The sequence below is a fragment of the Winogradskyella tangerina genome (assembly GCF_003260205.1).
GTDB classification, from domain to species: domain Bacteria; phylum Bacteroidota; class Bacteroidia; order Flavobacteriales; family Flavobacteriaceae; genus Winogradskyella; species Winogradskyella tangerina.
This window is the reverse complement of sequence record NZ_QERF01000004.1, coordinates 234700-258047: the sequence shown is the minus strand read 5'-3', so window position 1 is coordinate 258047 and position 23348 is coordinate 234700. Positions and strand designations below refer to the sequence as shown.

General features: G+C 35.5%; 24 protein-coding genes. 15 read left to right on the top strand and 9 right to left on the bottom strand.

What is annotated here, in order from left to right:
- Position 1 precedes the first annotated feature (1 nt).
- Both DDY94_RS08400 and DDY94_RS08395 read right to left on the bottom strand, forming a co-directional pair.
- Complete coding sequence (locus DDY94_RS08400) at positions 2–613, bottom strand: trimeric intracellular cation channel family protein (protein ID WP_111683655.1); 612 nt, start codon at positions 611–613, stop codon at positions 2–4.
- Positions 613–1338 (bottom strand): RDD family protein, encoded by a 726-nt coding sequence (locus DDY94_RS08395; RefSeq protein ID WP_111683654.1) that lies wholly within the window; start codon positions 1336–1338, stop codon positions 613–615. The genes DDY94_RS08400 and DDY94_RS08395 overlap by 1 nt, the downstream gene beginning before the upstream one ends.
- Before the next feature lie 34 nt (positions 1339–1372).
- Between DDY94_RS08395 and DDY94_RS08390 the strand changes: the two genes are divergently transcribed.
- From DDY94_RS08390 to DDY94_RS08360, 7 genes are all read left to right on the top strand, one after another.
- On the top strand, positions 1373–2380 hold the full coding sequence (locus DDY94_RS08390; protein ID WP_111683740.1) for a stage II sporulation protein M: 1008 nt from the start codon (positions 1373–1375) through the stop codon (positions 2378–2380).
- The gene (locus tag DDY94_RS08385) at positions 2377–3297 is read left to right on the top strand and encodes a hypothetical protein (RefSeq protein WP_157957278.1); all 921 of its coding nucleotides are present in this window, start codon (positions 2377–2379) and stop codon (positions 3295–3297) included. The genes DDY94_RS08390 and DDY94_RS08385 overlap by 4 nt, the downstream gene beginning before the upstream one ends.
- The gene (locus tag DDY94_RS08380) at positions 3290–4018 is read left to right on the top strand and encodes a hypothetical protein (RefSeq protein WP_111683652.1); all 729 of its coding nucleotides are present in this window, start codon (positions 3290–3292) and stop codon (positions 4016–4018) included. Before DDY94_RS08385 ends, DDY94_RS08380 begins: the two co-directional genes overlap by 8 nt.
- Complete coding sequence (locus DDY94_RS08375) at positions 4011–5216, top strand: DUF4350 domain-containing protein (protein ID WP_111683651.1); 1206 nt, start codon at positions 4011–4013, stop codon at positions 5214–5216. The genes DDY94_RS08380 and DDY94_RS08375 overlap by 8 nt, the downstream gene beginning before the upstream one ends.
- A complete protein-coding gene (locus tag DDY94_RS08370; protein ID WP_111683650.1) occupies positions 5216–6280 on the top strand; it encodes an AAA family ATPase in 1065 nt (354 codons plus the stop codon). Before DDY94_RS08375 ends, DDY94_RS08370 begins: the two co-directional genes overlap by 1 nt.
- Complete coding sequence (locus DDY94_RS08365) at positions 6280–7611, top strand: DUF58 domain-containing protein (RefSeq protein WP_111683649.1); 1332 nt, start codon at positions 6280–6282, stop codon at positions 7609–7611. The genes DDY94_RS08370 and DDY94_RS08365 overlap by 1 nt, the downstream gene beginning before the upstream one ends.
- A gap of 512 nt (positions 7612–8123) precedes the next feature.
- A complete protein-coding gene (locus tag DDY94_RS08360) occupies positions 8124–8540 on the top strand; it encodes a DUF2141 domain-containing protein (RefSeq protein ID WP_111683648.1) in 417 nt (138 codons plus the stop codon).
- 67 nt (positions 8541–8607) lie between these two features.
- Here DDY94_RS08360 and DDY94_RS08355 read toward each other — a convergent pair whose 3' ends face one another.
- From DDY94_RS08355 to DDY94_RS08345, 3 genes are read right to left on the bottom strand one after another with little or no spacing between them, the layout of a single operon-like run.
- Positions 8608–10908, bottom strand: coding sequence for a FecR domain-containing protein (locus DDY94_RS08355; RefSeq protein ID WP_111683647.1), 2301 nt, complete (start codon positions 10906–10908; stop codon positions 8608–8610).
- Positions 10905–11825, bottom strand: a complete 921-nt coding sequence (locus tag DDY94_RS08350) for a FecR family protein (protein WP_111683646.1) — start codon at positions 11823–11825, stop codon at positions 10905–10907. The genes DDY94_RS08355 and DDY94_RS08350 overlap by 4 nt, the downstream gene beginning before the upstream one ends.
- 56 nt (positions 11826–11881) lie before the next feature.
- Positions 11882–12394 carry an RNA polymerase sigma factor gene (locus DDY94_RS08345; RefSeq protein WP_111683645.1) on the bottom strand — a complete coding sequence of 171 codons (513 nt, stop codon included), beginning with the start codon at positions 12392–12394 and terminating at the stop codon, positions 11882–11884.
- Positions 12395–12530: 136 nt separating this feature from the next.
- Between DDY94_RS08345 and DDY94_RS08340 the strand changes: the two genes are divergently transcribed.
- Positions 12531–14051: a hypothetical protein gene (locus tag DDY94_RS08340; protein WP_111683644.1), complete on the top strand. Its 1521-nt coding sequence runs from the start codon at positions 12531–12533 to the stop codon at positions 14049–14051.
- A 152-nt stretch (positions 14052–14203) separates the two neighbouring features.
- Positions 14204–15142, top strand: coding sequence for a LysR substrate-binding domain-containing protein (locus tag DDY94_RS08335; protein ID WP_111683643.1), 939 nt, complete (start codon positions 14204–14206; stop codon positions 15140–15142).
- Between the two features lie 28 nt (positions 15143–15170).
- On the opposite strand, the gene DDY94_RS08330 is transcribed toward DDY94_RS08335, so the two are convergent.
- The 3 genes from DDY94_RS08330 to DDY94_RS08320 form a co-directional block, all read right to left on the bottom strand.
- The gene (locus DDY94_RS08330; protein ID WP_111683642.1) at positions 15171–15368 is read right to left on the bottom strand and encodes a hypothetical protein; all 198 of its coding nucleotides are present in this window, start codon (positions 15366–15368) and stop codon (positions 15171–15173) included.
- A gap of 217 nt (positions 15369–15585) precedes the next feature.
- On the bottom strand, positions 15586–16413 hold the full coding sequence (locus DDY94_RS08325; RefSeq protein ID WP_111683641.1) for a TIGR00266 family protein: 828 nt from the start codon (positions 16411–16413) through the stop codon (positions 15586–15588).
- Positions 16414–16553: 140 nt separating this feature from the next.
- Complete coding sequence (locus tag DDY94_RS08320) at positions 16554–17009, bottom strand: DUF4442 domain-containing protein (protein ID WP_111683640.1); 456 nt, start codon at positions 17007–17009, stop codon at positions 16554–16556.
- 145 nt (positions 17010–17154) lie between these two features.
- Between DDY94_RS08320 and DDY94_RS08315 the strand changes: the two genes are divergently transcribed.
- The 6 genes from DDY94_RS08315 to DDY94_RS08290 all read left to right on the top strand — a co-directional run bounded on the left by DDY94_RS08315 (position 17155) and on the right by DDY94_RS08290 (position 22217).
- Entirely contained in the window at positions 17155–17601 is a 447-nt protein-coding gene (locus DDY94_RS08315; RefSeq protein ID WP_111683639.1) for a DUF4870 domain-containing protein, read from the top strand.
- A gap of 119 nt (positions 17602–17720) precedes the next feature.
- On the top strand, positions 17721–18062 hold the full coding sequence (locus DDY94_RS08310) for a PadR family transcriptional regulator (protein WP_111683638.1): 342 nt from the start codon (positions 17721–17723) through the stop codon (positions 18060–18062).
- Entirely contained in the window at positions 18059–19840 is a 1782-nt protein-coding gene (locus DDY94_RS08305; RefSeq protein WP_111683637.1) for a PspC domain-containing protein, read from the top strand. The genes DDY94_RS08310 and DDY94_RS08305 overlap by 4 nt, the downstream gene beginning before the upstream one ends.
- Positions 19841–19922: 82 nt before the next feature.
- Positions 19923–20444 carry a DUF4440 domain-containing protein gene (locus DDY94_RS08300; protein ID WP_111683636.1) on the top strand — a complete coding sequence of 174 codons (522 nt, stop codon included), beginning with the start codon at positions 19923–19925 and terminating at the stop codon, positions 20442–20444.
- A gap of 29 nt (positions 20445–20473) precedes the next feature.
- Complete coding sequence (locus DDY94_RS08295; protein WP_111683635.1) at positions 20474–21202, top strand: head GIN domain-containing protein; 729 nt, start codon at positions 20474–20476, stop codon at positions 21200–21202.
- Positions 21203–21386: 184 nt separating this feature from the next.
- On the top strand, positions 21387–22217 hold the full coding sequence (locus DDY94_RS08290) for a GIN domain-containing protein (RefSeq protein WP_232817843.1): 831 nt from the start codon (positions 21387–21389) through the stop codon (positions 22215–22217).
- 60 nt (positions 22218–22277) lie between these two features.
- Here the strand turns inward: DDY94_RS08290 and trxB are convergent, their stop codons facing one another.
- A complete protein-coding gene (gene trxB, locus DDY94_RS08285; RefSeq protein ID WP_111683634.1) occupies positions 22278–23261 on the bottom strand; it encodes a thioredoxin-disulfide reductase in 984 nt (327 codons plus the stop codon).
- Between the last annotated feature and the right edge of the window lie 87 nt (positions 23262–23348).

The window sequence follows — 23348 nt, the reverse complement described above, 5'->3', positions numbered from 1 at the left end:
TTTAGTCCTCGGATTTGTAGAGACTTGGCAAACTAATTTTGAATATTACTGCCAACAGTCGAATAATAATTACTACCAAGCCCGCAATAATAAATAGATAGTTTTGATCTTGTAGAAATTCTTTCAAAAGAAAATAGGTAAATCCACCTATAATACAAGCAGTAGCATAAATTTCCTTTCTGAAAATCACAGGAATTTCATTACAAAGAATATCCCGAATTACACCACCAAAACAAGCGGTCATGGTTCCTAGTGCAATACAAATAAGGGGATGTAAATTTGCCACCAACCCGGTTTCAATACCCACAACTGTATAAAGGCCAATTCCTAAGGTGTCGAATAAAAATAAGGAACGTCTTAAATGTTTTAATTGATTTCGAAAAATGATAGCGAAAAGCGTAGCACCAATAATAACGTACACAAAGGTAATATTGCGCATCCATGAAACAGGCGTTACACCAACCATGATATCACGTAGAGTTCCACCTCCAACAGCAGTAACAAAAGCAATGATCAGTACGCCAAAAGGATCCATTCGCTTGTGCATCGCTACCAAAACTCCAGATATAGCAAAGGCAACTGTTCCAAATATGTCTAAAGTTTGAAAAAACATTACATGTTCTGTGTGTAGTAATTATAGTCTTTCAAAATGGTATCAATGAATTGAACATCGTAAAGTTTAGATTCAATTCCTAAAGTCTCACATATTTTCGCCTTAAGTAAAGTCAAGGTCTTGAAATCATTGTTCTTTCTCGAAAGTAAAAATGCCTCTTTTATTATACGAACATCCTTGTCCGTTAACTGTGTTACATTATTGAACACAGGTTGATAATCATCGGTTATTTCTTCAAGAATAGTACTTGTAATCTTGTGTTTTTTCTTGACGCTAATCACAACAGTTCCTGCAGCTGCATCACCAACACGCTGTTTCTTTTCAGACAATAAAATGCTTAAGATACCAATGGACGAAAAGAACATCCAAATATCAATTATGCGCAACATCCATCTTACAAAAAAATTATACCACTCCGTCGGTGTACCATCAACCCTTACGACTTTAATCTTCATAATCATTTTCCCGACGGTTTGCCCACCAAAAACAATATGACAGACTACAGAATAAAAGAAGGCTGGCAGATAAAACAATCCAAGGAAACCACGACGTGTCCAACCGTCAGCATCAAAAATTTCTGAGATCACAACCAAATTTTCCATAATGGTCATGTAGGTCACCAAAATTACACCATCGATCAAGAAAGCAACCATGCGTTCACCTAATCCAATTAACTTATAATCGAGATTGACATTTTGTGCTGTGTTAATTGCTAATTTGCCCATTGGAGTGTATATTCGTTTTAAATATGAATGGTTTATGCGCGAAGCATCTTTCGTGAAGCAAAATAAGGAAAAATGGATTGGTTTTGAAAACGCATTGAACAATAATGCTAAAATAAATCCCGATGATCTAGCTTCATATTACATACAACTTACGAATGATTTATCTTATGCACAGACTTACTATCCGGATAGTAAGACATTGCTGTATTTAAACTCATTGGCTTCGCAGGCACATCAGAAAATTTATGTCACAAAAAAAGAGTCGAAAAATAAGATCATTTCGTTTTGGCGCGATGAATTTCCATTGTTTTTCTACCAATACCATAGAACCTTACTGTATTCGTTTTTAATCTTTATGGCAGCGGTGCTCATTGGTGTGGTTTCAACCTTAAATGATGATACTTTTTTAAGATTGATCTTAGGTGATGCCTACGTGAATATGACTATTGAAAACATAGAGAATGGCGAGCCTATGGCCGTTTATAAGAGTGGTAGCCAAGTCGGAACTTTTTTAGGAATCACCATCAATAATATTAGAGTCGCCATTATTGCATTTGCCCTCGGAGTGGTATTTAGTGTCGGTACCATTTGGGTACTTTTTAGTAACGGAATTATGCTTGGTGCCTTTATTACCTTTTTCTACAATTACGGCATTCTTGAAAAGACTTCAACCGTATGGTTACATGGTACCATAGAAATTTCTGTGATTGTGATCGCTGGTTGTGCGGGGCTCGTAATGGGCAATAGTTTTCTGTTTCCGAAAACCTACTCACGGCGTGTGGCCTTTATGAAGGGCGCCAAAGACGGCCTTAAAATTGTAGTGAGTACCATTCCGTTTTTTATTATCGCTGGGTTTATTGAAGGATTTATAACGCGATTAGGTGAACAAATGCCATGGTTTTTAGCTTATGGAATTATTTTTATTTCACTATTCATCATTTTGTATTACTATATCATTTACCCAAGACTTTTACATAAGGCTTCAACTTTAAATATAGAAAAGCTTAAAGCTGAACTAATACCCAAACCCGAGCTAGCGTGAACGAGAAATATATAGAATTAAGAAACCGAAGCACTTTTGGTGACATTATTAACACCTACTTTTTATTCCTGAAGTATAATTTTAAGTCTTACACTAATTTATACCTTAGATATAACGCGGTTAGTATTGTCCTCACATTGATCTGTTCTTATTTATTGGCAACGGGTTTTATGGGAGTTGCAAGTAGAGATTTTAGGTTTGGCATGAGTAATAACACAGACCCAGATAGTTACTTTCTAGCAGGTGTCATTGTACTTTTACTCATTGTACTAATGACCTCTTTGATCAATTATAGTTTCTCGAGTGCCTATGTCGCTGAATATGCCAATAATAATGGAAAGATCGTTTCAAAAAATATTTGGAGGAGCATTATAAATAACCTCGGAACAATTATAATATTCATCATTATCGGTGCTTTGCTCTACGTTATCTATTTGATAATTTCATTTATTGTAGCCTTTATACCCTTTCTGGGGATGATCATTCAATATGGATTGAGTTTCAGTATGACCGCCGTATTTGGCTTGACCTTTATGTCGATCTTTTCGAACCAAAAAGGATTTGGAGAAGCCATTTCTGAAGGTTTGGATTTTACGTTTTCAAACTTTTGGCGGGTGATTCTGTTCGGATTGGTTATTGGTATCCTAAATCTAATGATCACGCTTCTACTATTATCAGTACCAGGATTCATTATTTTTATTTACGCCTATTTTTCTATTGATAGTAATATTGATATTACAACAAGTGCCTTCGGAACCTCAATTGTAACCTTCGGTTTTGCTTCATTTATTCTATCCTTCATATACACTCAAGCCTTATCACAAGTATCGTATGGTATATTGTATTACAACCTTTACGAGGTTAAACACAATGTCTTTCTTAGAAAGAAAATTGATCAAATTGGGGTGAATGAATAAGTTAAAACTAAAACATATTGGCATCCTGATTATGGCATCGCTATGTGCTTTCACACTCAATGCCCAAGAGGCTATAGTTAAACGCGATTCTTCAAATCTTGATGTGACCTACTTCAAAGAAAATTTTAAGAATAATTATTCGAGTGATGACTTTAATTATTCAATAAACGATACTGGTGGGATTAATCTTATTCAGCGTATACTGAGGTCGTTTTTTAATTGGTTATCTGAAGTCTTCGGAATTGATATCGACTATATTGATTATAAGGTTTTAGAAATTATTGTATATGGAATTCTTGGTATTATTGTTCTATACCTGTTAATTAAATTCCTACTACAAAATCCTGTGAGTTCGGTGTTTAAAACTGAAGACCGCGCAATTGAAGGTTTTACTTATGTTGAAGAAAACATTGAACAGGTTGATTTCGACAAACTCATTAAACAAGCGTTAAAAGATAACAACTACCGCCTTGCCACTAGATATATGTATTTGAAATCGCTCAAGGTTTTAGCGAATAAAAAAACTATCGAATGGCATTATGACAAGACAAATACGGACTATCTCAACGAAATAAAAGATTCTAAATTGAAAGCTTTGTTCAAGCGAATTTCCTATATCTACGATTATGTATGGTATGGTGAATTCCCTATCGATGAAGATAGTTTCAATAAAAATAAAAACGATTTCAATCAACTTATAAAAACATCACAGCGTGGATAGACGATCTAAAATAGCGCTGTATATCATTGGTGCTGTCATCGTTTTTATGATGGTGGCAGAAATCACTAAACCCAAAGCTATTAATTGGCGTGATTCTTATTCGGCGGCCGATAAAATTCCCTTAGGCTGCTATATTTTATTCAATGAATTACAGACGTTTTCAGAAGAAGAGATTCTTACATCAGAGCGTTCTATCTACGAATACTTAACTCGTTTAGAAGACCCTAAGGACAAAACCCTGATTTTTATCAATAACTACCTTAGTTTTGATACAGAAGAGTCGAATGTTCTTATGGAGTTTATTGAAGAAGGCAACACTGTGTTTATGAGTGCCAACTACTTCTATGGAAATGTGATTGATTCACTCAATATTGCAATAGAACGTCAATACGGTAATTTCTATAAGCAAGCCTCTGAACATAAATTCACCAGCCCTAGTCTTCAAAAGAATAATCGCAAATTCGAAGACGTTATTGAGAACAGCCATTTCAGCTCTATTGATACTTTGAGTACCACAATATTAGGAACTATTACAATTGAGGATGAATATGATTTTGATGAAACCTATCCGAATTTTGTAAAAGTTGAGGTTGGTGATAATGGTGGTCAATTCATATTGCATGCCAATCCATTTGCATTCACCAACTATCACTTAATGAATGATAAGGAAGATTACACGGCCACTGTGTTGTCTTACTTACCCCAACAACAAATTATATGGGACAATAACTTCAAAAGTGGTCGAAAAGTAATTACGAGTCCGTTGCGATTCATACTTCAAAATACAGCACTAAAATGGGCATTTTACATTAGTATGTTTGGCCTTATTCTATTTGTAATATTTAGAGGTAAACGCACGCAGCGCATAATTCCTGTCATAGGTAAGCTCGAAAACGCTACAGTTGATTTTACTAAAACCATTGGTCAACTCTACTACCAACACGGAGATTTTACAAATATTGTTCAGAAGAAGATCGAATATTTTTTAGAATTCGTGAGAAGAACCTATTACTTAGATACCAATCAATTAAATCAGAGTTTTATAGACAAGCTAAGCGTGAAGTCTACTAATACCAAAGAGAATACAAAAGCATTGATCGATTATTTGGTATACCTAAAATCGAAAAAATACCATTCAGAACAAGAACTTATAGAATTGAATAAAAAAATAGAACATTTTACAAAACATAGATTATAATGGAAGATCAAAATACACCTTCATCCGAAAACCAAGATGAAAACATCCCGAACAACGAAATAAACCCAACGCCGGAAACACCAGAAAAGGCATCGGAGGATTTTGAAACCCGGATAGATCTGAAACCCTTACAAGAAAGTGTCGATCAGATAAAACAAGAAATTGGTAAGTTCATCGTCGGCCAGAATGAAATGATTGAACTTTTGATCATCTCAATCCTTACCAATGGTCATTCACTTATTGAAGGTGTTCCTGGTGTTGCAAAAACGGTCACTGCAAAATTATTAGCAAAGACCATGGATGTAGGTTTCAGTCGAATTCAATTTACTCCAGACCTCATGCCAAGTGATATTTTAGGAACATCGATCTTTAATGTCAAGACCAACGAATTTGAATACAAAAAAGGTCCGATCTTTTCCAACATTGTTCTTATTGATGAGATCAACAGAGCACCTGCTAAAACTCAAGCCGCTTTATTTGAAGTAATGGCAGAGCGCCAAATCACTATGGATGGCGAACGCTATGATATGGGATTACCATTTCTGGTTTTTGCTACCCAAAATCCAATTGAACAAGAAGGAACTTACCGATTACCAGAAGCGCAATTAGACCGATTTTTATTTAAGATCGAAGTAGACTATCCTTCGCTTGAAGACGAAGTACAGATCCTAATGGAAAATCACCAACGTCAAGATATAATGGACTTTGGTACCATTTCTTCGGTCTTGTCGGCAGATGCTATTAAGTCTTATCAGGAATTGATAAAACAAATTATTGTTGAGGATAACCTTCTCAATTATATCGCTTCAATTGTAACCAATACACGTAATAATGCTAATCTTTATTTGGGAGCTTCACCAAGAGCTTCGATTGCTATTTTAAATGCTTCCAAAGCAAATGCAGCAATTAATGGTAGAGATTTTGTGACTCCAGATGATATTAAACGTTGTGCAAAAGCAGTATTAAAACATCGCCTTGTATTAACTCCTGAGCGCGAAATGGAAGCTTTTACTGTAGATAAGGTTGTAGATCAAATATTAGAAACTATTGAGATTCCGAGATAGTGAAACGTCTTTTTAAACATACCTATCTCACCTTTCGGTTTTTCCAGGCGGCAATTGTATTTGTTGCCATGTTCATCTTGTCTTTTATTTATCCGGGCTTGTTGAGCATCGTAACCGCATTGTTCTTTGTGGCATTGGGCTTAGTACTTATTGACCTGATATTACTCTTTAAACAAAAAGGCATATCTGCAACGCGTATTTTACCAGAAAAACTGAGTAACGGTGACGATAATCCAATAGCCATAACGTTGGTGAATAACTACAATTTTAAAACCGACCTATTGCTCATTGATGAATTACCTTTTCAGTATCAGAAGCGCGATTTTGAGATCAGTACTCAGCTCGATAAACATCAGGAGAAAAAAATAACATATACGCTGAGACCGTTGGAACGCGGTGAATATTATTTTGGCAATCTCAATGTATATGTGAATTCACCTATAGGATTAGTTACCAGACGTTTTCAGTTTGGCAAGGATGCTATGGTGCCCAACTATCCTTCATTTTTACAGTTGAGGAAATACATGCTTATTGCCTTTTCTAACAGACTGTTTGAATATGGTCTGAAGAAAATTAGACGCATTGGTCATACCATGGAATTTGAGCAAATTAAAGATTATGTTCCTGGCGATGACATCAGAAATATTAACTGGAAAGCCACAGCAAAGCGTAACCAATTAATGGTCAACCAGTATCAGGATGAACGGTCACAACCCATCTATAGCGTTATAGATAAGGGCCGAGCCATGAAAATGCCGTTTGAAGGTTTAAGCCTTTTGGATTACGCTATCAATGCGACTTTAGTTATAAGTAACGTAGCCCTTAAAAAACAAGATAAAGCGGGTATGTTTACTTTTTCACGTAAAGTTGAAAATAGAGTTGCCGCAGAGCGCCGACCTGCTCAGATGAATAAGATCCTAGAAACATTATACAATGTAAATACAGATTTTTCAGAATCTGATTTTTCCAGACTGTATATCGATGTCAAACGAAGCATAACGCAGCGTAGCCTTCTCCTACTCTATACAAACTTTGAAACCTTAGACGCACTACACAGGCAGTTGCCCTACCTTCAGGCTATGGCTAAAAACCATCTTTTGGTAGTGATCTTTTTTGAAAATACAGAATTAGAGAAACTCACTAGTCTTGAAGCTCATAATACGTTTGAAATTTTTCAAAAAACCATTGCAGAGAAATTCATGTACGAAAAGAAACTCATTGTAAATGAACTTCAGAAGCATGGTATTCAGACTATATTAACGACACCACAAAATTTAACGATCAATACGATCAATAAATATTTAGAGATCAAAGCAAGAGGGCTACTTTAAAGGCTTTAGGCATAAAGCAGTATGCAGTATGCAGTTGGCAGTTAGCAGTAGGCGTTATACTAAAAAACTTTTCACTGTAAACTGTATACTGAACACTGATTACTGTACACTGAAAACTGTAAACTTAATAATGTATACTGAACACTGAACACTGAAAACTGAACACTGAACACTGAAAACTGAAAACTGTACACTGTTCACTGAACACTGCTCCCATTCTTCTCGATACAATTTTACTGCGTAAAATCACTCGAAGTGACGGCGTTGTTGTCATTACCTTAGGCTGTAGGCAGTAAGCAGTAAGCAGTAGGCATTATACTAAAAAACTTTTCACTTTAAACTGTATACTGAACACTGATTACTGTACACTGAACACTGAAAACTGAAAACTGCCAAAATACATTTCATCCATTTAAAATTACAATTCGGTAAAGTTGATTACCAGTATCTTCAAGATTGTTAGATATTTGAACTGTTAATCAAAAAACAATAACCATTAAAACACTATTAAAATGAAAAATCTAGTTTTAACTTTAGCTTTAGCTTTAACCACTTTATTTGGTTTTTCTCAGGAAGAAGGAATCACAATCACAGTAACAATAGATAATGTTATTAGTGACGAAGGAAAAGTATTAATGTCGCTTCATACCGCCGAAACATTCATGAAAGGAAACGGTGTTATGGATGCCGAAACAGAGATCAAAGACGGAAAAGTAACTATTACTTTTGAAAATGTACTTCCAGGAGAATATGCAATTCTTGCCATGCACGATGCCAATGACAACAAGCGTATGGATTTTCAGGAAAACGGTATGCCAAAGGAATCTTTCGGAATGTCTAACAATGTCATGGCTATGGGACCACCACAGTACGACGATGCCAAATTCAAAGTGGAAGACAAAGATTTAGATTTAAACATAAGATTCTAAAATACAACCACATCAATCAAAAAATAAAGCCTTCAAAGTATCATATGTTTTGAAGGCTTTTTTCTTTCTACCAATACAATCTGAACATAAAATTTGGTGTAATCCCAATAGAGAAACGCTCAATAAGTTCAATGGGATCATCCAAACTATTATTACCTCTATATTCGCGAGATATAAGATTATTTCTGTTGTAGAGATTCCGGATTGAAAGTCCGACTTTACCTCTCAATTTATTTTTCTCAGAAAATTTAAAACTATAAGTAGACGATAAATCTAATCGATGGTAAACTGGCAACTGCCCGGTATTTACTCCATCATTAAATTCTAAACCATTGTCACCTTCTTCGGCAATTGTGAAGGGTCGTCCGGTTTGCCATTTCCAACCTAGCGCCACCTGAAAGCCATTCGATTTGTAACTTAACGCCGTCGATACTGCATGTGTTACATTCGATTTAGATTTGAATGATCGCCCTTCGTTAAGATTATCGAACTGACTTCGTGCTCTATTAAATGAATAGCTAATCCAGGAGTTAAAACCATTAAACTGTTTCTTCACAAAAACGTCCGCACCATAAATTGTTTGGTCGCCAATGTTAAAACCGATGTTATTAGGGTTGAGAAAACCAAGTGTTAAGGCGGATACATTTTCAGAGCGTTTATAAAACACATCAGTATCAATATTAACTCCATTCTTTGAATAGATAAAGCCTAATGAAGCATGCTTACTATTTATTATAGGTGAATTATCACCGTTTGAAAGTCGCCACACACGGTTTTCAAGCGATAGGTCGCTAAAGACTGTTTCGTCAATTTCATTGATGATCTGATTTTTGATCTCTGCACTCGCCTGAAGTTTAAAGCGTTCATTGAGTTCCTTAAAGAGTAACAACCTTGGCTCGAATCTTACCGCGTCGAGTTCTTGAAAATAGGTCGTTCTTAGGCCGAATGAAACATCTAGAAATTTTGGGTTTTTATAATCAACGTTTGCGTAGCCACTATGTGTTTGAACAATTTGTTCTTCGGTGTCTAAAATGAAACTCGAATTGGTTGTATTTATAAAAGCATAAGCTACATCCTTCAGCGTGTATTGATAGCCAAAATCATAACTTAACTGTTCTGAAGCTCTATAATTTAATTCTGTTGAAATACCGGAGTCAAAAATGGTATTTCGCTTTTCAAAATCTGAAACTTGAATTTCATTTTCGAATGTAATAAAATTGTAATTGAAGGCGTAATCCGAGAAAAAGGCTTGGGTGGTTTGACGTAATTTATCGTTCCAAATCACATTCCATCCTATACCATAACCAGTATTTCGGATGGATAATACATCGTTAAAATCTCTATCGGTTTCAGATTCATTCGAAATATAATCAAGTTGATTATCAATATTAATAACGCTCAGGTAAAACGAATTTGAAGCATTAGGTGTGTAATTCAATTTCAAATTATAATCTAGAAAGGAAAAGTCGTTATCACCGTTTTCATTCTGACTGATCTTGGTACTTTCAAACACTTTATCTGCCAATTGATCGAAGGTAAAAGTTTCTAAAACATTAGTATAGCTATGTCTTAAGGAGGCTTGTAAACTCAGTTTATTTTCAATAATAGGAAGCTCTAAGATCGCATCAGCATTTACGCCGTTAATACCTATTTCGGCATGGATATCATTAGAAACTGTTGTCTTCGAACTAATATCAATAACACTCGATAATCGCTCACCATAACGCGCATGTGTCCCTTTATTTATAAATCTTATTTCTGAAGCTACATTAGGGTTTAAGGGCGAGATCATTCCGAAGAGATGCCCTTTATGATAAATGTTTATCCCATCCCAAATAACGCGGTTTTGATCGGCATAACCTCCACGCACAAAAAAACCAGAAGCAGTTTCATTAGGACTTAAAACCCCAGGCAATAACTGAATACTTTCCAACACATCGGGTTCAATAAGTCCGGGTAAAATTCCTAATCGCGAAGGATAAAGTTTGTAGCTGCCATCACTATTTTTTTCAATTCCTGTTGCCAAATAACTCTTCACAACTACCTTCTCTAAACTTTCGGTAGGCATGGTAATTTCTTCGGATACACTAACAATTATGTACCGCCTTTCAACAAGTTGGTAGTACAAATTTGTTCGCTGTTGCAACGCCACTAAAACTTCAGATAGCGTGCGATCTTTGCCACTAAGACTTATCCTTTTATCCTTGACATAATCATCCTTATACGAAAAAAGAACATCAAATGTGTTCTCAATTTCGGTTATGGCGTCTTGTAAACTAAGGTCGTCAAATTCAATGTAAAAAGCCTCTTCTTGTGAAAAGGCTAGTGTAGGAAGTAACATTAAGGCCAAGATACATATTAACCTCATTCTTTATACCTCAGTTTAATGTTACGTTTTTCTTTTTCATTATAAGTAATGTTAAGGGTCTCAAAGACCGTCTTCAAGGCGATATTTAAACTGTCGTGCGGAAAACTTCCTGTAAATATTTCAGAATCGTCAATACCCTCGGTATCGAAACCTATTTGATATTGATCTTCTAATGCTTTAATAACCTGGCGAAGAGGCACACTTCTAAAGGTACTCTCACCAAAAATCCAGGATGGCATCTTATCGGTAGTCTTCGTAAGATCGAAGGCGTTATTATTGTTTTTTATACCGTCACCAGGTAATAAAATATTTTCGGTTTCAGAGGTTGTTACGGCTACTTTGCCTTCGTAACAAACTACGCTAAAATAAACTTCGTCTGCAATAACATTAAATTGAGTTCCTAATACGGAGACCGTACCATGTTCGGTTTCTACGCTAAACGTTTTTCCTTTTGCCACTTTAAAATAAGCTTCTCCTTCTAATGATAATTTACGCTCTTTATCCCAGTTGCCTTCGTCATAACTCAGTTTGGACTTGGCGTTAAGAATAACTTCAGAACCGTCAAGAAGTGCTACAGTTTTGCTTTCACCGTATCCGGTTTCAACAATAATATCTGAAGGTAAAAAAGTGAAAATTCCAAAGATCAGAACTATAGATGCTGCAACACCTAAATACCAAGATGTGTAAAGGGGTTTTACTTTAGTCTGCTTTTTTGATATACGATTTTGGATATTCTTGAAAGTTGCATCTATCGGCGCATTGAGTTGTTCATTAATACTCAATCCTTTTCTAATTTTTAAATAAGCGGCATAATCATCCACACTCACCAAATCCTGCAACTGCTGATCTGTAAGTTCACCGTCTAGCCACTTGGCTAAATACGTGTCTGAATTATTATGTATATCGTCGTTTTTCATGCGCTTCTGTTATTAAGACAACTTCGTTTTAAAAAACCCTACTTTCATTTTCAAAACTAAATATTACCGATTTCTTTTCGCATCGTCACAAGTGCCTGATGCATTCGCTTTTCTACGGCCTTTACACTTATATTTAACTGCTCTGCAATCTCTTTGTATTTTTTCTTTTCTATTCGATTCATCAAAAACACTTCGCGTTGCTTTTCGGGTAAATTAGCAATAGTGTTTTCTAATTTTTCCATGAATTCTTGCTCTAACATAATAAATTCTGGCGATTCGTTAGTAGCACCTTTTTTAGAGATCTTAGAATATTCATTAACCACTTTTTCGTGTTTAACAACATTGAGAAACATATTATTGGCAATACTAAACATATAGGATTTCACTTTGTCGTAATCCACTTTAGAACAATTATCCCAAAGTTTTATGAATACGTCTTGCATAAGATCTTCCGCCTTATCGATGTCTTGGGTCTTAAAAAAAAGAAATCGTCTTATATCTTTGGCATAGGTATTATAGATATGCTCGAAAGTCTCAGTGTTGCAAATATTACGATTTTCGGATGACATCAGCCGTTTTGAGGTTAATGTTTCAAAACTATGAAAAAAAAATTTTGAGAAAAAAGTAGGGTATTTATTTTCTTGGTTGTCTTATCAGTGATTAACCTCAATAAATTAGTTTTAACCATTCAAATTTTATTCAAAAATGAAAAAGATTAAATTAGGCCTTTTAAGCTTCACCATTGCCTTACTGGCATTTACTTCGTGTACTAATAATGAGCCTGTTGTTGTAGACCAACAAGTAACTGAGGAGAGTCAATCTATTATAACTTCTTTAGATCAGTTGAGTCAACAGGTAGATTCAAACGGAAATTTCTCAGCACAAAACAATCCAGCAGGTAATGTTGTATTCGATTTTTGTTTCGATTTTGTTTATCCGTTGACCTTATCTTATAACAACGGAACCACCGTTACCGTTAATAGTTTAGATGAACTTGTAGACGTTATTATTGCCTCAACCAACGAATTATATATAAATGGAATTGCTTTTCCATTTGATGTTGAAGTGTATAACGACGATTCTGATGCCATAGAGGTTGTTACCATTAACAATGAAGACGAATTTATTGATCTTCTTGATGATTGTGATTTCGATGGTGATGATGATTGTGCATGTTACGAAGTTTACGATCCGGTGTGTGTTGAAGTTACTGATCCAAACGGCACTACCTTTACTATTACCTATCCAAATGAGTGCTACGCCATTTGTGACGGATTCGACGAAGATGATTTTATAGAAGACTGTGAGGACGATTATTATACAGGCGATCTGTTCTGTTTTGAATTTGTTTTCCCATTAGATATTGTAATTAATGGTGATACCGTTGTAACCGTTGATTCTTTTGAAGATTTAGGAAACACCATTTATGATGTTTATGATTTCAATTTTGTTTATCCATTTAATGTAACCGTAGAAGGTGAAATTGAAACCATAGAAGACGAAGACGACTTTGAAGATTTATTAGAAGACTGTTTTGACGATTACGATGATGATTATGATGAAGAATGCGAAGAGTGTGAAGACGCAGAATTCGATCCTGTTTGTATTGAATTTACAACGCCTAATGGAGTTTCTGAAACTATAGTATTCCCAAATCTTTGTTACGCCATCTGCGAAGGCTTTTCTGAAGAAGATGTAATTGAGTGTGAAAACGACAACAATCCGAATGAATGTGAACAATGTGAAGATGAAGAATTTGATCCTGTATGTATTGAAATAACCTCAGGTTCTGGTGATATTGAAATCGTAGTTTTCCCAAATATGTGTTTTGCAGAATGTTTAGGTTATGACGAAAGCAACGTTGTAGATTGTGAAGATGATAACGAGCCTGAAGAATGTACCGCAGAAGATATTGCAGACTACCTAACCGAATGCGAATGGTACGCTGTATCTAGTGTTGGTGATACTCCAAACGAACCTTTAGGTTTATTTACCTTCAATGCTGATGGTACAGTAACCGTAACAACAGATCAAAATGACACAACAGTTACCGGACAATGGGAGGTAACAAGTAACCCAAGTGGCGAGGTATTTATGTTTATTTCATTACCAGACCCATTTGGTGGTATATCAAGTTTAGACTGGACCGTGTTTGAATGCAGTGAATATTTCATAGGCTTACAATCAAATAATGATTTCTTAGCATTTGAGAATGTATGTGACTAATCTGTTTATCATTTACAGTTAGGGTTATGTGATAACATTTTAAGTTAGTAAGTTGATTTAAAACCTTCAAGTTAATTCTTGAAGGTTTTTTACAATCATTACTATAGATAATAACAATGGTTTTAGTAATTTTATAGCCTAAATCAATTGAAATGACAATCACACAACTTAAATATGCGCTTGCAATAGCAGAGCACAAAAATTTCACAAAAGCTGCAGAGAAGTGTTTTGTAACACAACCCACTCTCAGTACGCAAATACAAAAATTAGAAGACGAGCTCGATGTTGTTATTTTCGATAGAGGTAAAAAACCCATTGAACTAACGGATGTCGGTCGAAAAATAGTTTTTCAGGCGCGCAATATTGTCAATGAAGCTGAGCGCATTCAAGATATAGTTGATCAACAAAAAGGATTTATTGGTGGTGAGTTTCGAATAGGGATTATTCCAACGATTATGCCCACGCTACTTCCCATGTTTCTCAAAAACTTTATCAAGAAATATCCAAAGGTGAAATTAAAAATTGAAGAGTTAACTACGGAAGAAATCTTAACCCGTATTAACGATGGGCATTTAGACGCAGCAATTGCGGCTACACCGTTGGAAAATGAAAACATAAAAGAACGCCCATTATATTACGAACCGTTTGTAGCTTATGTTCCGAATAATCATCGCTTGAGTGACAAGAAGACTATTGAAGTCGCTGATCTCGAAATTGAAGACATGTTATTGCTTGAAGACGGCCATTGCTTTCGCGAAGGTGTCATTAACTTATGTAAGACATTCAAAGATCAAATTGATGAGAATTTTCAATTAGAAAGTGGTAGTATAGAAACCCTGATCAAACTTTCAAATGAAGGCATGGGGATGACGCTACTACCCTATTTACATACCTTAGATATCAAGGAAAAACTCAATCCTAATCTCAGGCATTTTTCAGAGCCTTCACCAGCTCGAGAGGTGAGCATCATTTATCACAAAAGCGAATTGAAAATGCAGATCATTGATGCTATGCACAATGTAATTTCAGGAATAATAAGAGGTGCCATAGCCTTTAGTGACGTAGAGATCATTAGTCCATTACCAAAATAAAAAAAGCGACGGTTACGTCGCTTTTCTTTTATGCTTTTAAGTAAATTAAACTTTGATTTAATTCTGGGTTTTGATTGATTAGGGACAGAATAAAAATTCTCAATTCTTCTAGTTCGTGAGGCAGTAAACGCTTTACCGCTTTTTCCACTTCTTTACAGAATAATGTCGCATCAAAACTCACCTTTTTAAGTACAGTTTTGGTGTACTCAAACATTGCTCTCGCCATAGGTAATTCTAAGTTTTAGGTTCAACAAAAAGGTAATTTTCTCTATAGGCTACTGTTTCAATTCTTAATCTAAAGATAGAAAAAAAACGTTTTGTTGTTCAAACTTCGTATAAAGTTTAACAGCTTATTATGTTAAATGTAAAATTCAATCGATGAATATATTAAAATAACAAAGGGAATTCTCACAGCTTAAATCTCTGATTCCCTTAGTTTTATATTAAAATCTATTATCGCCATCAAGCAGATCTCCTAGACCTCCTAGGATACTTCCTTCACCTCGATCCTTTCCACCGGTACGCGGTGCTGAGGCTATGATTCTGTTGGCCAATCTACTAAATGGTAAGGACTGAATATATACCTTTCCTGGGCCTCTTAATTTTGCAAAAAATAAACCTTCACCACCGAATATTGAATTCTTAATGCCTCCAACAAATTCGATATCGTAATCTACATCTTGGGTAAATCCGACAATACATCCGGTATCTACACGCAGGGTTTCTCCGGGCTGTAAGGTTTTCTCTGCCATGGTTCCTCCAGCATGAACAAATGCCATACCGTCGCCTTCTAATTTTTGCATAATAAATCCTTCACCGCCGAATAAGCCTCTTCCTAATTTCTTAGAGAATTCTATACCTACACTAACACCCTTAGCTGCACAAAGGAAGGCATCTTTCTGACAGATAAACTTACCTCTGAATTCATTGAGATCTATTGGGATGATCTTTCCTGGATATGGCGATGCAAACGAAACGTTACGCTTTCCTGTTAGATCATTATAAAAGGCCGTCATAAATAAACTCTCACCAGTCAAAATTCGTTTACCAGCGCCTAAAATTTTACCCAAAAACCCCTTATCCTTCTGTGAGCCATCACCAAAAATGGTGTCCATTTTAATCCCATCGTCCATCATCATAAAGCTTCCCGACTCAGCAATTACAGCTTCTTGAGGGTCTAATTCAATTTCTACATATTGCATTTCTTCTCCGTAAATACGGTAGTCAATTTCGTGTGCATTTCTATCTGTAAAATCTGGTAATCTTTCCATATTATTTTTCGTTTTAAGTTGATATTGTTTACCAAAGTCTAAGCTTTGCGTATTCGATTATTTGTTGTTTTGTTTCGAGTTTTGTTACAAAGGAGTCGGAATCTCTACACTTAAAGCTTTTAACTCTCAACTTCTAACTTTTAACTCTTAACTTTAAGAGTCCATTCAAAATTAAATGATGACACTTCCACTCCGTCCTTGTTAATTCCAGTAGCACTCAACCATACCGTTTGACCTTCACCTGTATCTATAGCCTTTTGTATTGCCTCATCAATTTTATGCCCTTCTTCACACTTAAAAGTGATTCGTCCCGTTGCCTTTTTACTAAAGGACGCATTATTATTAGCCACCAACATGGAAATTCTTTTTCTACTTTCTTTAATCTTTTTCATTACTAAGGCCCCAGTTGTGAGCTCTGCTGCCATTCCCTGTACGGCCCAAAACATAGAATTGAATGGGTTTTGATTGATCCACCGATGTTTAACAGTAACTACACAAGTAGAATCATCAATATGTTTTGTTCTCACACCAGTTAAATAAGCGGATGGTAACTTAAACAGCAAATAAGTATTGAGTTTAGAAGGCGAAATGGTCATATAATAGGTTTTGTAATGCACTAAAATAGTTCAAATAATTCAGGCTTACCAATGTTAAAAAAATGTTAATTTTTAGTACTATGTGTAACATAATACCTTTTTTTGGACATATATTTGCATAAGAAACTATTATATACTTTTTAAAATGATCGATAACCACCATAAAAATTTAGCAACGTTTATACATTTGTCAACGTTCTCGAGATTTATAATTCCGTTTGGAAATTTTATTGGCCCTATTGTTTTATGGGCTGCGAATAAGGACAAATCAGAATTTATAGATCAGAATGGAAAGCAAGCCATTAATTTTCAGATTAGCATTTTACTTTATGCTATTATTATCGGAACCATCAGTGTACCGTTTTTCATTTTTAAACTTTTCAGAGGTCTAGATGTAATCGATTTCCATGGCTTTAACAACTTCCACATAAATATCGGTGAACCCTCACCACTTTTATATATCGGCGGTGGCTTAGGAGCACTTGCTGTTTTAGCCTTCATTATTGAATTGGCATTAATTGTAAAAGCAAGCCTATCTGCAAGAGATGGAGATGTTTATAAATATCCACTGACCATTAATTTTTTAAAATAAAATCACCTGCCCTGAGCAAAGTCGAAGGGTCAATCAAATCATCAACGCACCTACGCTAAAGCTATGGAGCATAAAAATCAAAAAATGAACAGTTTAATAGAATTAAAGACCTTACTGATATGAAGATAGAAAACACAAAAGCACAAATGCGTAAGGGCGTTCTAGAGTACTGCATCTTATCCATCTTAAAAGACGAAGATGCTTATGTCGCAGAAATTTTAGGAACGCTTAAGGACGCTAAAATGCTTGTTGTAGAAGGAACTATATATCCCCTATTAACAAGATTAAAAAATGCTGGGTTGCTCAGTTATCGCTGGGAAGAATCCACATCGGGACCACCAAGAAAATATTATGGTCTTACTGAAACAGGAAAATTGTTTCTGAAGGAATTAAACACGACTTGGAGTGAATTACAAAATGCAGTCAACCTAGTAACAAGTACAAAAACAACAAAAAAATGAATAAAACAGTCAATATAAATTTAGCAGGTATATTCTTCCATATAGATGAAGATGCATATCTTAAATTATCACGCTATCTTGAGGCTATAAAACGTTCATTTACAGACTCTCAAGGCCGTTCAGAAATAATTGCCGATATCGAAGCACGTATCGCTGAATTATTTGCTGAACGTATACAAAATGAAAAGCAAGTAGTAGGTATTAAGCTCGTTGACGAGGTCATTACCATCATGGGGCAACCTGAAGATTATTTAGTAGATGATGAAATCTTCGAAGATGAACCAAGATCAAAAACTGCTTATACATCCAGACCAGTTAAAAAATTATTTAGAGATACGGACAACTCCTATATTGGTGGTGTTGCGGCTGGTTTAAGTCACTATTTTGGAATTGATCCATTATGGATGAGACTTATTTGGTTAATATTAGCCATTGGATCTGGAGGTACCTTTATCTTCATTTACCTTATTTTCTGGGCGTTGGTTCCTGAAGCTCTTACCACCGCTGAGAAATTGACAATGACTGGTGATGCAGTGAACATCAGTAACATTGAAAAAAAAATTAAAGACGGCATTGAATCGGTTTCAGAAACTGTAAGAAATGTTGATTTTAAAAAACAAGGTGAAAAAATAAAAGAAGGCTTTGATAATGTTTCTGACAACATTTCTGAAAAGGTAAAAAATGTCGATTTTCAAAAACAGGGTAACCGTATAAAGTCGAGTTCACAGACCTTTTTCGATACCATAGGAAACATCCTAATGTTCTTTCTCAAAGTAGCAGCAAAATTCATAGGAGTTATACTGATCATTGTTGGTATAAGCACTTTAATATCTCTAATTGTAGCGCTGTTTACAGTCGGAATCACGGACTTTATTGATTTCCCAGGATTGGACATACTCTATGTTACAAATGCAGCAAATATTCCGTTCTGGTTAATTTCAATGCTAGTGTTTTTAGCGGTAGGAATTCCGTTCTTCTTTGTATTCTATTTAGGTCTTAAAATCCTAGTGAATAACCTGAAGTCGATTGGAAATATAGCTAAATTCACACTTCTTGGCCTGTGGTTAATGGCAATAATTGGTCTTGTGGTTATTGGCCTGAGACAAGCTTCTGAGCATGCATTTGAAGCAAAAGTCACTGATAAGAGCGAATTGAATATCACTGCAGCCGATACCTTAACCCTAACAAGTGTTGCACTCGATAATTACAATAGCTATCGCTATAATAATAACGGTTATTTGAGAATTGTTGAAGACGATGATGGCAGAAGTTTAGTTTCTTCTAATGTTAGATTTGTAGTGAGATCAACCACCGATTCAATCGCATCTATATCAGTAGACAAAGAAGCTACAGGACGCAATTATGACCGCGCCAAGAATAGGGCCGAAAACATAATTTATAACTTTAAGTTAACGGATAACAAGCTTAGCTTAGACAAGTTCCTTCAAACAGATATTGAGAACAAGTTTAGCGAACAAGAAGTTAGAGTAACACTATATGTGCCAGAAGGAACCATTCTCTATCTCGATAGAAAATTTACAAGATCATGGCGCTATGGATATCTCAGATATGGCAGCAACCTGCTCAACGAAATGAAGTACGGTAATTATTACCTCGTTGGAAAAGACAGTGTTGAATGTTTGAATTGTGAAGAGGAAGTAGTAGAAGAAACTATTGAAACCTCAACAACAGAATCGTCGTCTAATGATGAAAAACCAGAAGTTAACTTAACGATCGATGAGGATGGCGTTGATCTTGAAGTAAATGATGACAATTGAAGCTAACAATTCGACAGTTCAGTCATAATTAATAGAAATCAATCAAAAATCTACAGAAATTTGTAGAGCAATCAATCAAAAAATGAACCAATCAATCAAAACACTTTTGCTATGCAGTATCGGATTACTTTTCGGTACTGCTTCGGCTCAGGTGGACAAAAGTTCAGACCTATTTAAAACCTTAAAAGAAAAAGATAGTATTCTATTCAAGATCGGTTTTAATAAATGTGAGGTGGATCGTAGTGCAGAATTAATGTATGACGATCTTGAATTCTACCATGATAAAGGTGGAATCACCAATTCAAAAGAAGAATTTGTTCAAATAATGAACAATGGTATTTGCAGAGCAAACAACCCCGAAAAAGTCTACAGACATCTTGTCGCAGAAAGTTTAGAAGTTTTTCCAATGTATAACAACGGTAAGCTATATGGCGCCTTGCAAAACGGAAAACATTTCTTTTCCACAGATGAGAACACGACCTACAAACAGAGCAATAATTATGCGTTGTTTTCACATTTATGGATCATTGACGACGATGGCCAATGGAAAATAAAGCGCGTTATAAGTTATAATCACACATCGAAAGATGTTGAAGAAAATTAAAATATCAATCAAGTAAAAACAAAAAAATCATGAGCACTTTAGTAAGAATTGTAGTAACCAGCATTGTAAGCATTTTAATGTTTTCGTGTAATTTTTCAATGGGTTTTGGTGACGGAATCGATGGAGATCGAAATGTAGTCGTTCAGGACAGAACGATTTCAGACGACTTTGAATCTGTAAAAGTTAGTCAGGGACTAGATCTTTACATTACGCAAAGTAACGATGTAGCGCTAACTGTTGAAGCCGATGAAAACCTTCACGAGTTAATTATGACCGAGGTTGAAAATGGCGTATTAAGCATTTACACTACTGAAAACATTAGAAGAGCAGCTTCAAAAAAGATCAAACTAAATGTAGCAGATCTGTCTGCTATTAAAGCCACCAGTGGGAGCGATGTTTTTTCAACAAATACTATAGAAGCAGACGAATTAGAAGTTAACTGTTCAAGTGGAGCCGACATAAATATAGATGTAATAACTGAATCACTTAACTGCCATTCATCTAGTGGTAGTGATATTAAATTAAGCGGAACAACAAAACTTTTAATTGCTGAAGCTACCAGTGGAAGCGATATTGAGGCCGCAAACTTAAAAGCTGAAATATCAAAGGTGAAAGCAAGTAGTGGCGCTGATATATCGGTGAATACTTCAAAAGAACTAACTGCGAGCGCTTCTAGTGGTGCAGACATTAGATATTCTGGAAGCCCAGAAAAAGTAAACAAATCGGATAGTTCTTCAGGAAGTGTAAGAGGAAATTAAGCCCATCATAACTCTTTCAAAAGCATTTATTTTTGACTAATAAATAGCTCAAAACCAATCAATTAAGATCCGCTTCAAATTCTTTATAGAGTTTGGGGCGGTTTTTGTATATCTTTGTTTAAAGCCCTTAATGTGACATAAACTTTGATTTGTGTCCTATTAATAGTGTAATTAAGATATACAAATGAAAAAGGTATTACTTATTTTGGTTTTAGTGGTGATGACCTCATCAGTCATTTCAGCCCAAGAAAAAATTAAAGGTGACAGAAATGTAACCATTAGACAAACCTACATCGATGACTTTGACACCATTATTGTTGATGGTGACTTTTCGATAGAGATCGTATACAACAGTAAGCCATCTGTGAATATAGAAGCTGATGATAATTTGCACGATGTTATTGAATTTGATGTCGTTGACGGTGTTCTCACATTTAAAGAAGCCGTCCGGATTACTTCAAAGAAACGTTTAAATATTACCGTTAATTACGGTGAAGCCCTGCAACACATTGAGGCTCGTGGAGATGGTGAGATAAGATCTCTCACTTCTATGGAACTTGGTGACGCCACACTCACAACCACAGGAAATGCAAGAGCTTATTTAAATATTAAATCAAAGAGTTTTATGTATAAAAGCTCTGGAAAGTCGAAAACACGTCTTAACCTCTCAGCAGATTCAACTACGATAGAATTGAGCGATAATAGTAAGTTAGATGCACTTATAAATAGTAAGGTGGCAAACTTTGATCTATATCAGCGTTCAGATGCTGTTATTGAAGGTTCAGCAACGAGTTCTTTCATAAGACTAGATAACTCTACCAATTTTAACGGTCCTAAATTTGATGTAACCAATGTTCAGGCTGAATTAGAAGATAACAGTGATCTCACTTTAGAAGCTACTGAAACTATCACTATCGCTGCTTCAGGCAACAGTGAAATTTACCTTTTTGGTAATCCGGCAATTACCATTACCAAGTTTGAAGATACAGCCAAGCTTCAGAAGAAAAAACGATAATAAAAACTCATAAAAAAAGCCGAAATTAATACTTCGGCTTTTTCATTTATGTTAGTCTTCTTAATTATAAGTTGAAGTTGACACTTCAAAATCCGCTTCTTTTGCCGCTAAATAACGCTCGGCATCTAATGCAGCCATACAACCCGTACCTGCCGCAGTAATCGCCTGTCTGTAAACATGATCAGCAGCATCACCACTCACAAATACACCTTCAACATTAGTTTTGCTAGTTCCGGGTTCAGCATTAATAATGTAACCTGTTTCGTCTAGATTTAAATAGTCCTTAAAAATATCAGTATTTGGTTTATGACCAATAGCCACAAAGAACCCTGTAGCCGGAATTTCAAAAACATCACCCGTAACATTATTCTTTGCCTTCACTCCTGTTACTACTTGTCCGTCACCTAAAACTTCTTCGGTTTCCGTATTCAAAAGTATCTCGATATTTTTTGTATTTCGAACACGAGCTTCCATAATCTTCGATGCTCTAAACTGATCACGTCGCACAAGCATGGTAACTTTCTTACAAAGCTTCGATAAATAGTGTGCTTCCTCACAGGCAGAATCACCTGCGCCAACGATCACTACTTCTTGATTTCTGTAAAAGAATCCGTCACATACAGCACATGCTGAAACACCTCCACCTAATTGCAAGTATTTCTGCTCTGACGGTAATCCTAAATATTTGGCTGAAGCACCTGTAGAAATGATCACTGTAGAAGCATGAATTTCCTTTTCATCGTTAACCCATACCTTATGAATATCTCCAGAAAAATCAACCTTAGTGATCCATCCATGTCGTACATCGGTTCCAAATCGCTCGGCTTGCTTTTGAAGTTGTATCATCATTTCCGGACCGGTTATGCCATCAGGATATCCCGGGAAATTCTCAACATCGTTAGTTGTTGTTAATTGTCCACCAGGTTGTTCGCCCTGATATAAAACTGGTTCCATATTAGCTCTAGCTGCATAGATTGCAGCAGTATAACCTGCAGGTCCAGAACCTATTATTAAACATTTTAATTTTTCAATCGTATCAGACATTATCTTCTTATTTGTTCCTCAACAAAAGTAGGTTTTTTGTATAAATCCTTACATAGAAGTTATTAACACTAACTATGGTATCATAAA

Coding starts and splice junctions, on each gene's coding strand:
- DDY94_RS08400 (WP_111683655.1), bottom strand. CDS start 613: ATGTTTTTTCAAACTTTAGACATATTTGGAACAGTTGCCTTTGCTATA.
- DDY94_RS08395 (WP_111683654.1), bottom strand. CDS start 1,338: ATGGGCAAATTAGCAATTAACACAGCACAAAATGTCAATCTCGATTAT.
- DDY94_RS08390 (WP_111683740.1), top strand. CDS start 1,373: ATGCGCGAAGCATCTTTCGTGAAGCAAAATAAGGAAAAATGGATTGGT.
- DDY94_RS08380 (WP_111683652.1), top strand. CDS start 3,290: ATGAATAAGTTAAAACTAAAACATATTGGCATCCTGATTATGGCATCG.
- DDY94_RS08370 (WP_111683650.1), top strand. CDS start 5,216: ATGGAAGATCAAAATACACCTTCATCCGAAAACCAAGATGAAAACATC.
- DDY94_RS08360 (WP_111683648.1), top strand. CDS start 8,124: ATGAAAAATCTAGTTTTAACTTTAGCTTTAGCTTTAACCACTTTATTT.
- DDY94_RS08355 (WP_111683647.1), bottom strand. CDS start 10,908: ATGAGGTTAATATGTATCTTGGCCTTAATGTTACTTCCTACACTAGCC.
- DDY94_RS08350 (WP_111683646.1), bottom strand. CDS start 11,825: ATGAAAAACGACGATATACATAATAATTCAGACACGTATTTAGCCAAG.
- DDY94_RS08345 (WP_111683645.1), bottom strand. CDS start 12,394: ATGTCATCCGAAAATCGTAATATTTGCAACACTGAGACTTTCGAGCAT.
- DDY94_RS08340 (WP_111683644.1), top strand. CDS start 12,531: ATGAAAAAGATTAAATTAGGCCTTTTAAGCTTCACCATTGCCTTACTG.
- DDY94_RS08335 (WP_111683643.1), top strand. CDS start 14,204: ATGACAATCACACAACTTAAATATGCGCTTGCAATAGCAGAGCACAAA.
- DDY94_RS08330 (WP_111683642.1), bottom strand. CDS start 15,368: ATGGCGAGAGCAATGTTTGAGTACACCAAAACTGTACTTAAAAAGGTG.
- DDY94_RS08325 (WP_111683641.1), bottom strand. CDS start 16,413: ATGGAAAGATTACCAGATTTTACAGATAGAAATGCACACGAAATTGAC.
- DDY94_RS08320 (WP_111683640.1), bottom strand. CDS start 17,009: ATGACCATTTCGCCTTCTAAACTCAATACTTATTTGCTGTTTAAGTTA.
- DDY94_RS08315 (WP_111683639.1), top strand. CDS start 17,155: ATGATCGATAACCACCATAAAAATTTAGCAACGTTTATACATTTGTCA.
- DDY94_RS08310 (WP_111683638.1), top strand. CDS start 17,721: ATGAAGATAGAAAACACAAAAGCACAAATGCGTAAGGGCGTTCTAGAG.
- DDY94_RS08305 (WP_111683637.1), top strand. CDS start 18,059: ATGAATAAAACAGTCAATATAAATTTAGCAGGTATATTCTTCCATATA.
- DDY94_RS08300 (WP_111683636.1), top strand. CDS start 19,923: ATGAACCAATCAATCAAAACACTTTTGCTATGCAGTATCGGATTACTT.
- DDY94_RS08295 (WP_111683635.1), top strand. CDS start 20,474: ATGAGCACTTTAGTAAGAATTGTAGTAACCAGCATTGTAAGCATTTTA.
- DDY94_RS08290 (WP_232817843.1), top strand. CDS start 21,387: ATGAAAAAGGTATTACTTATTTTGGTTTTAGTGGTGATGACCTCATCA.
- trxB (WP_111683634.1), bottom strand. CDS start 23,261: ATGTCTGATACGATTGAAAAATTAAAATGTTTAATAATAGGTTCTGGA.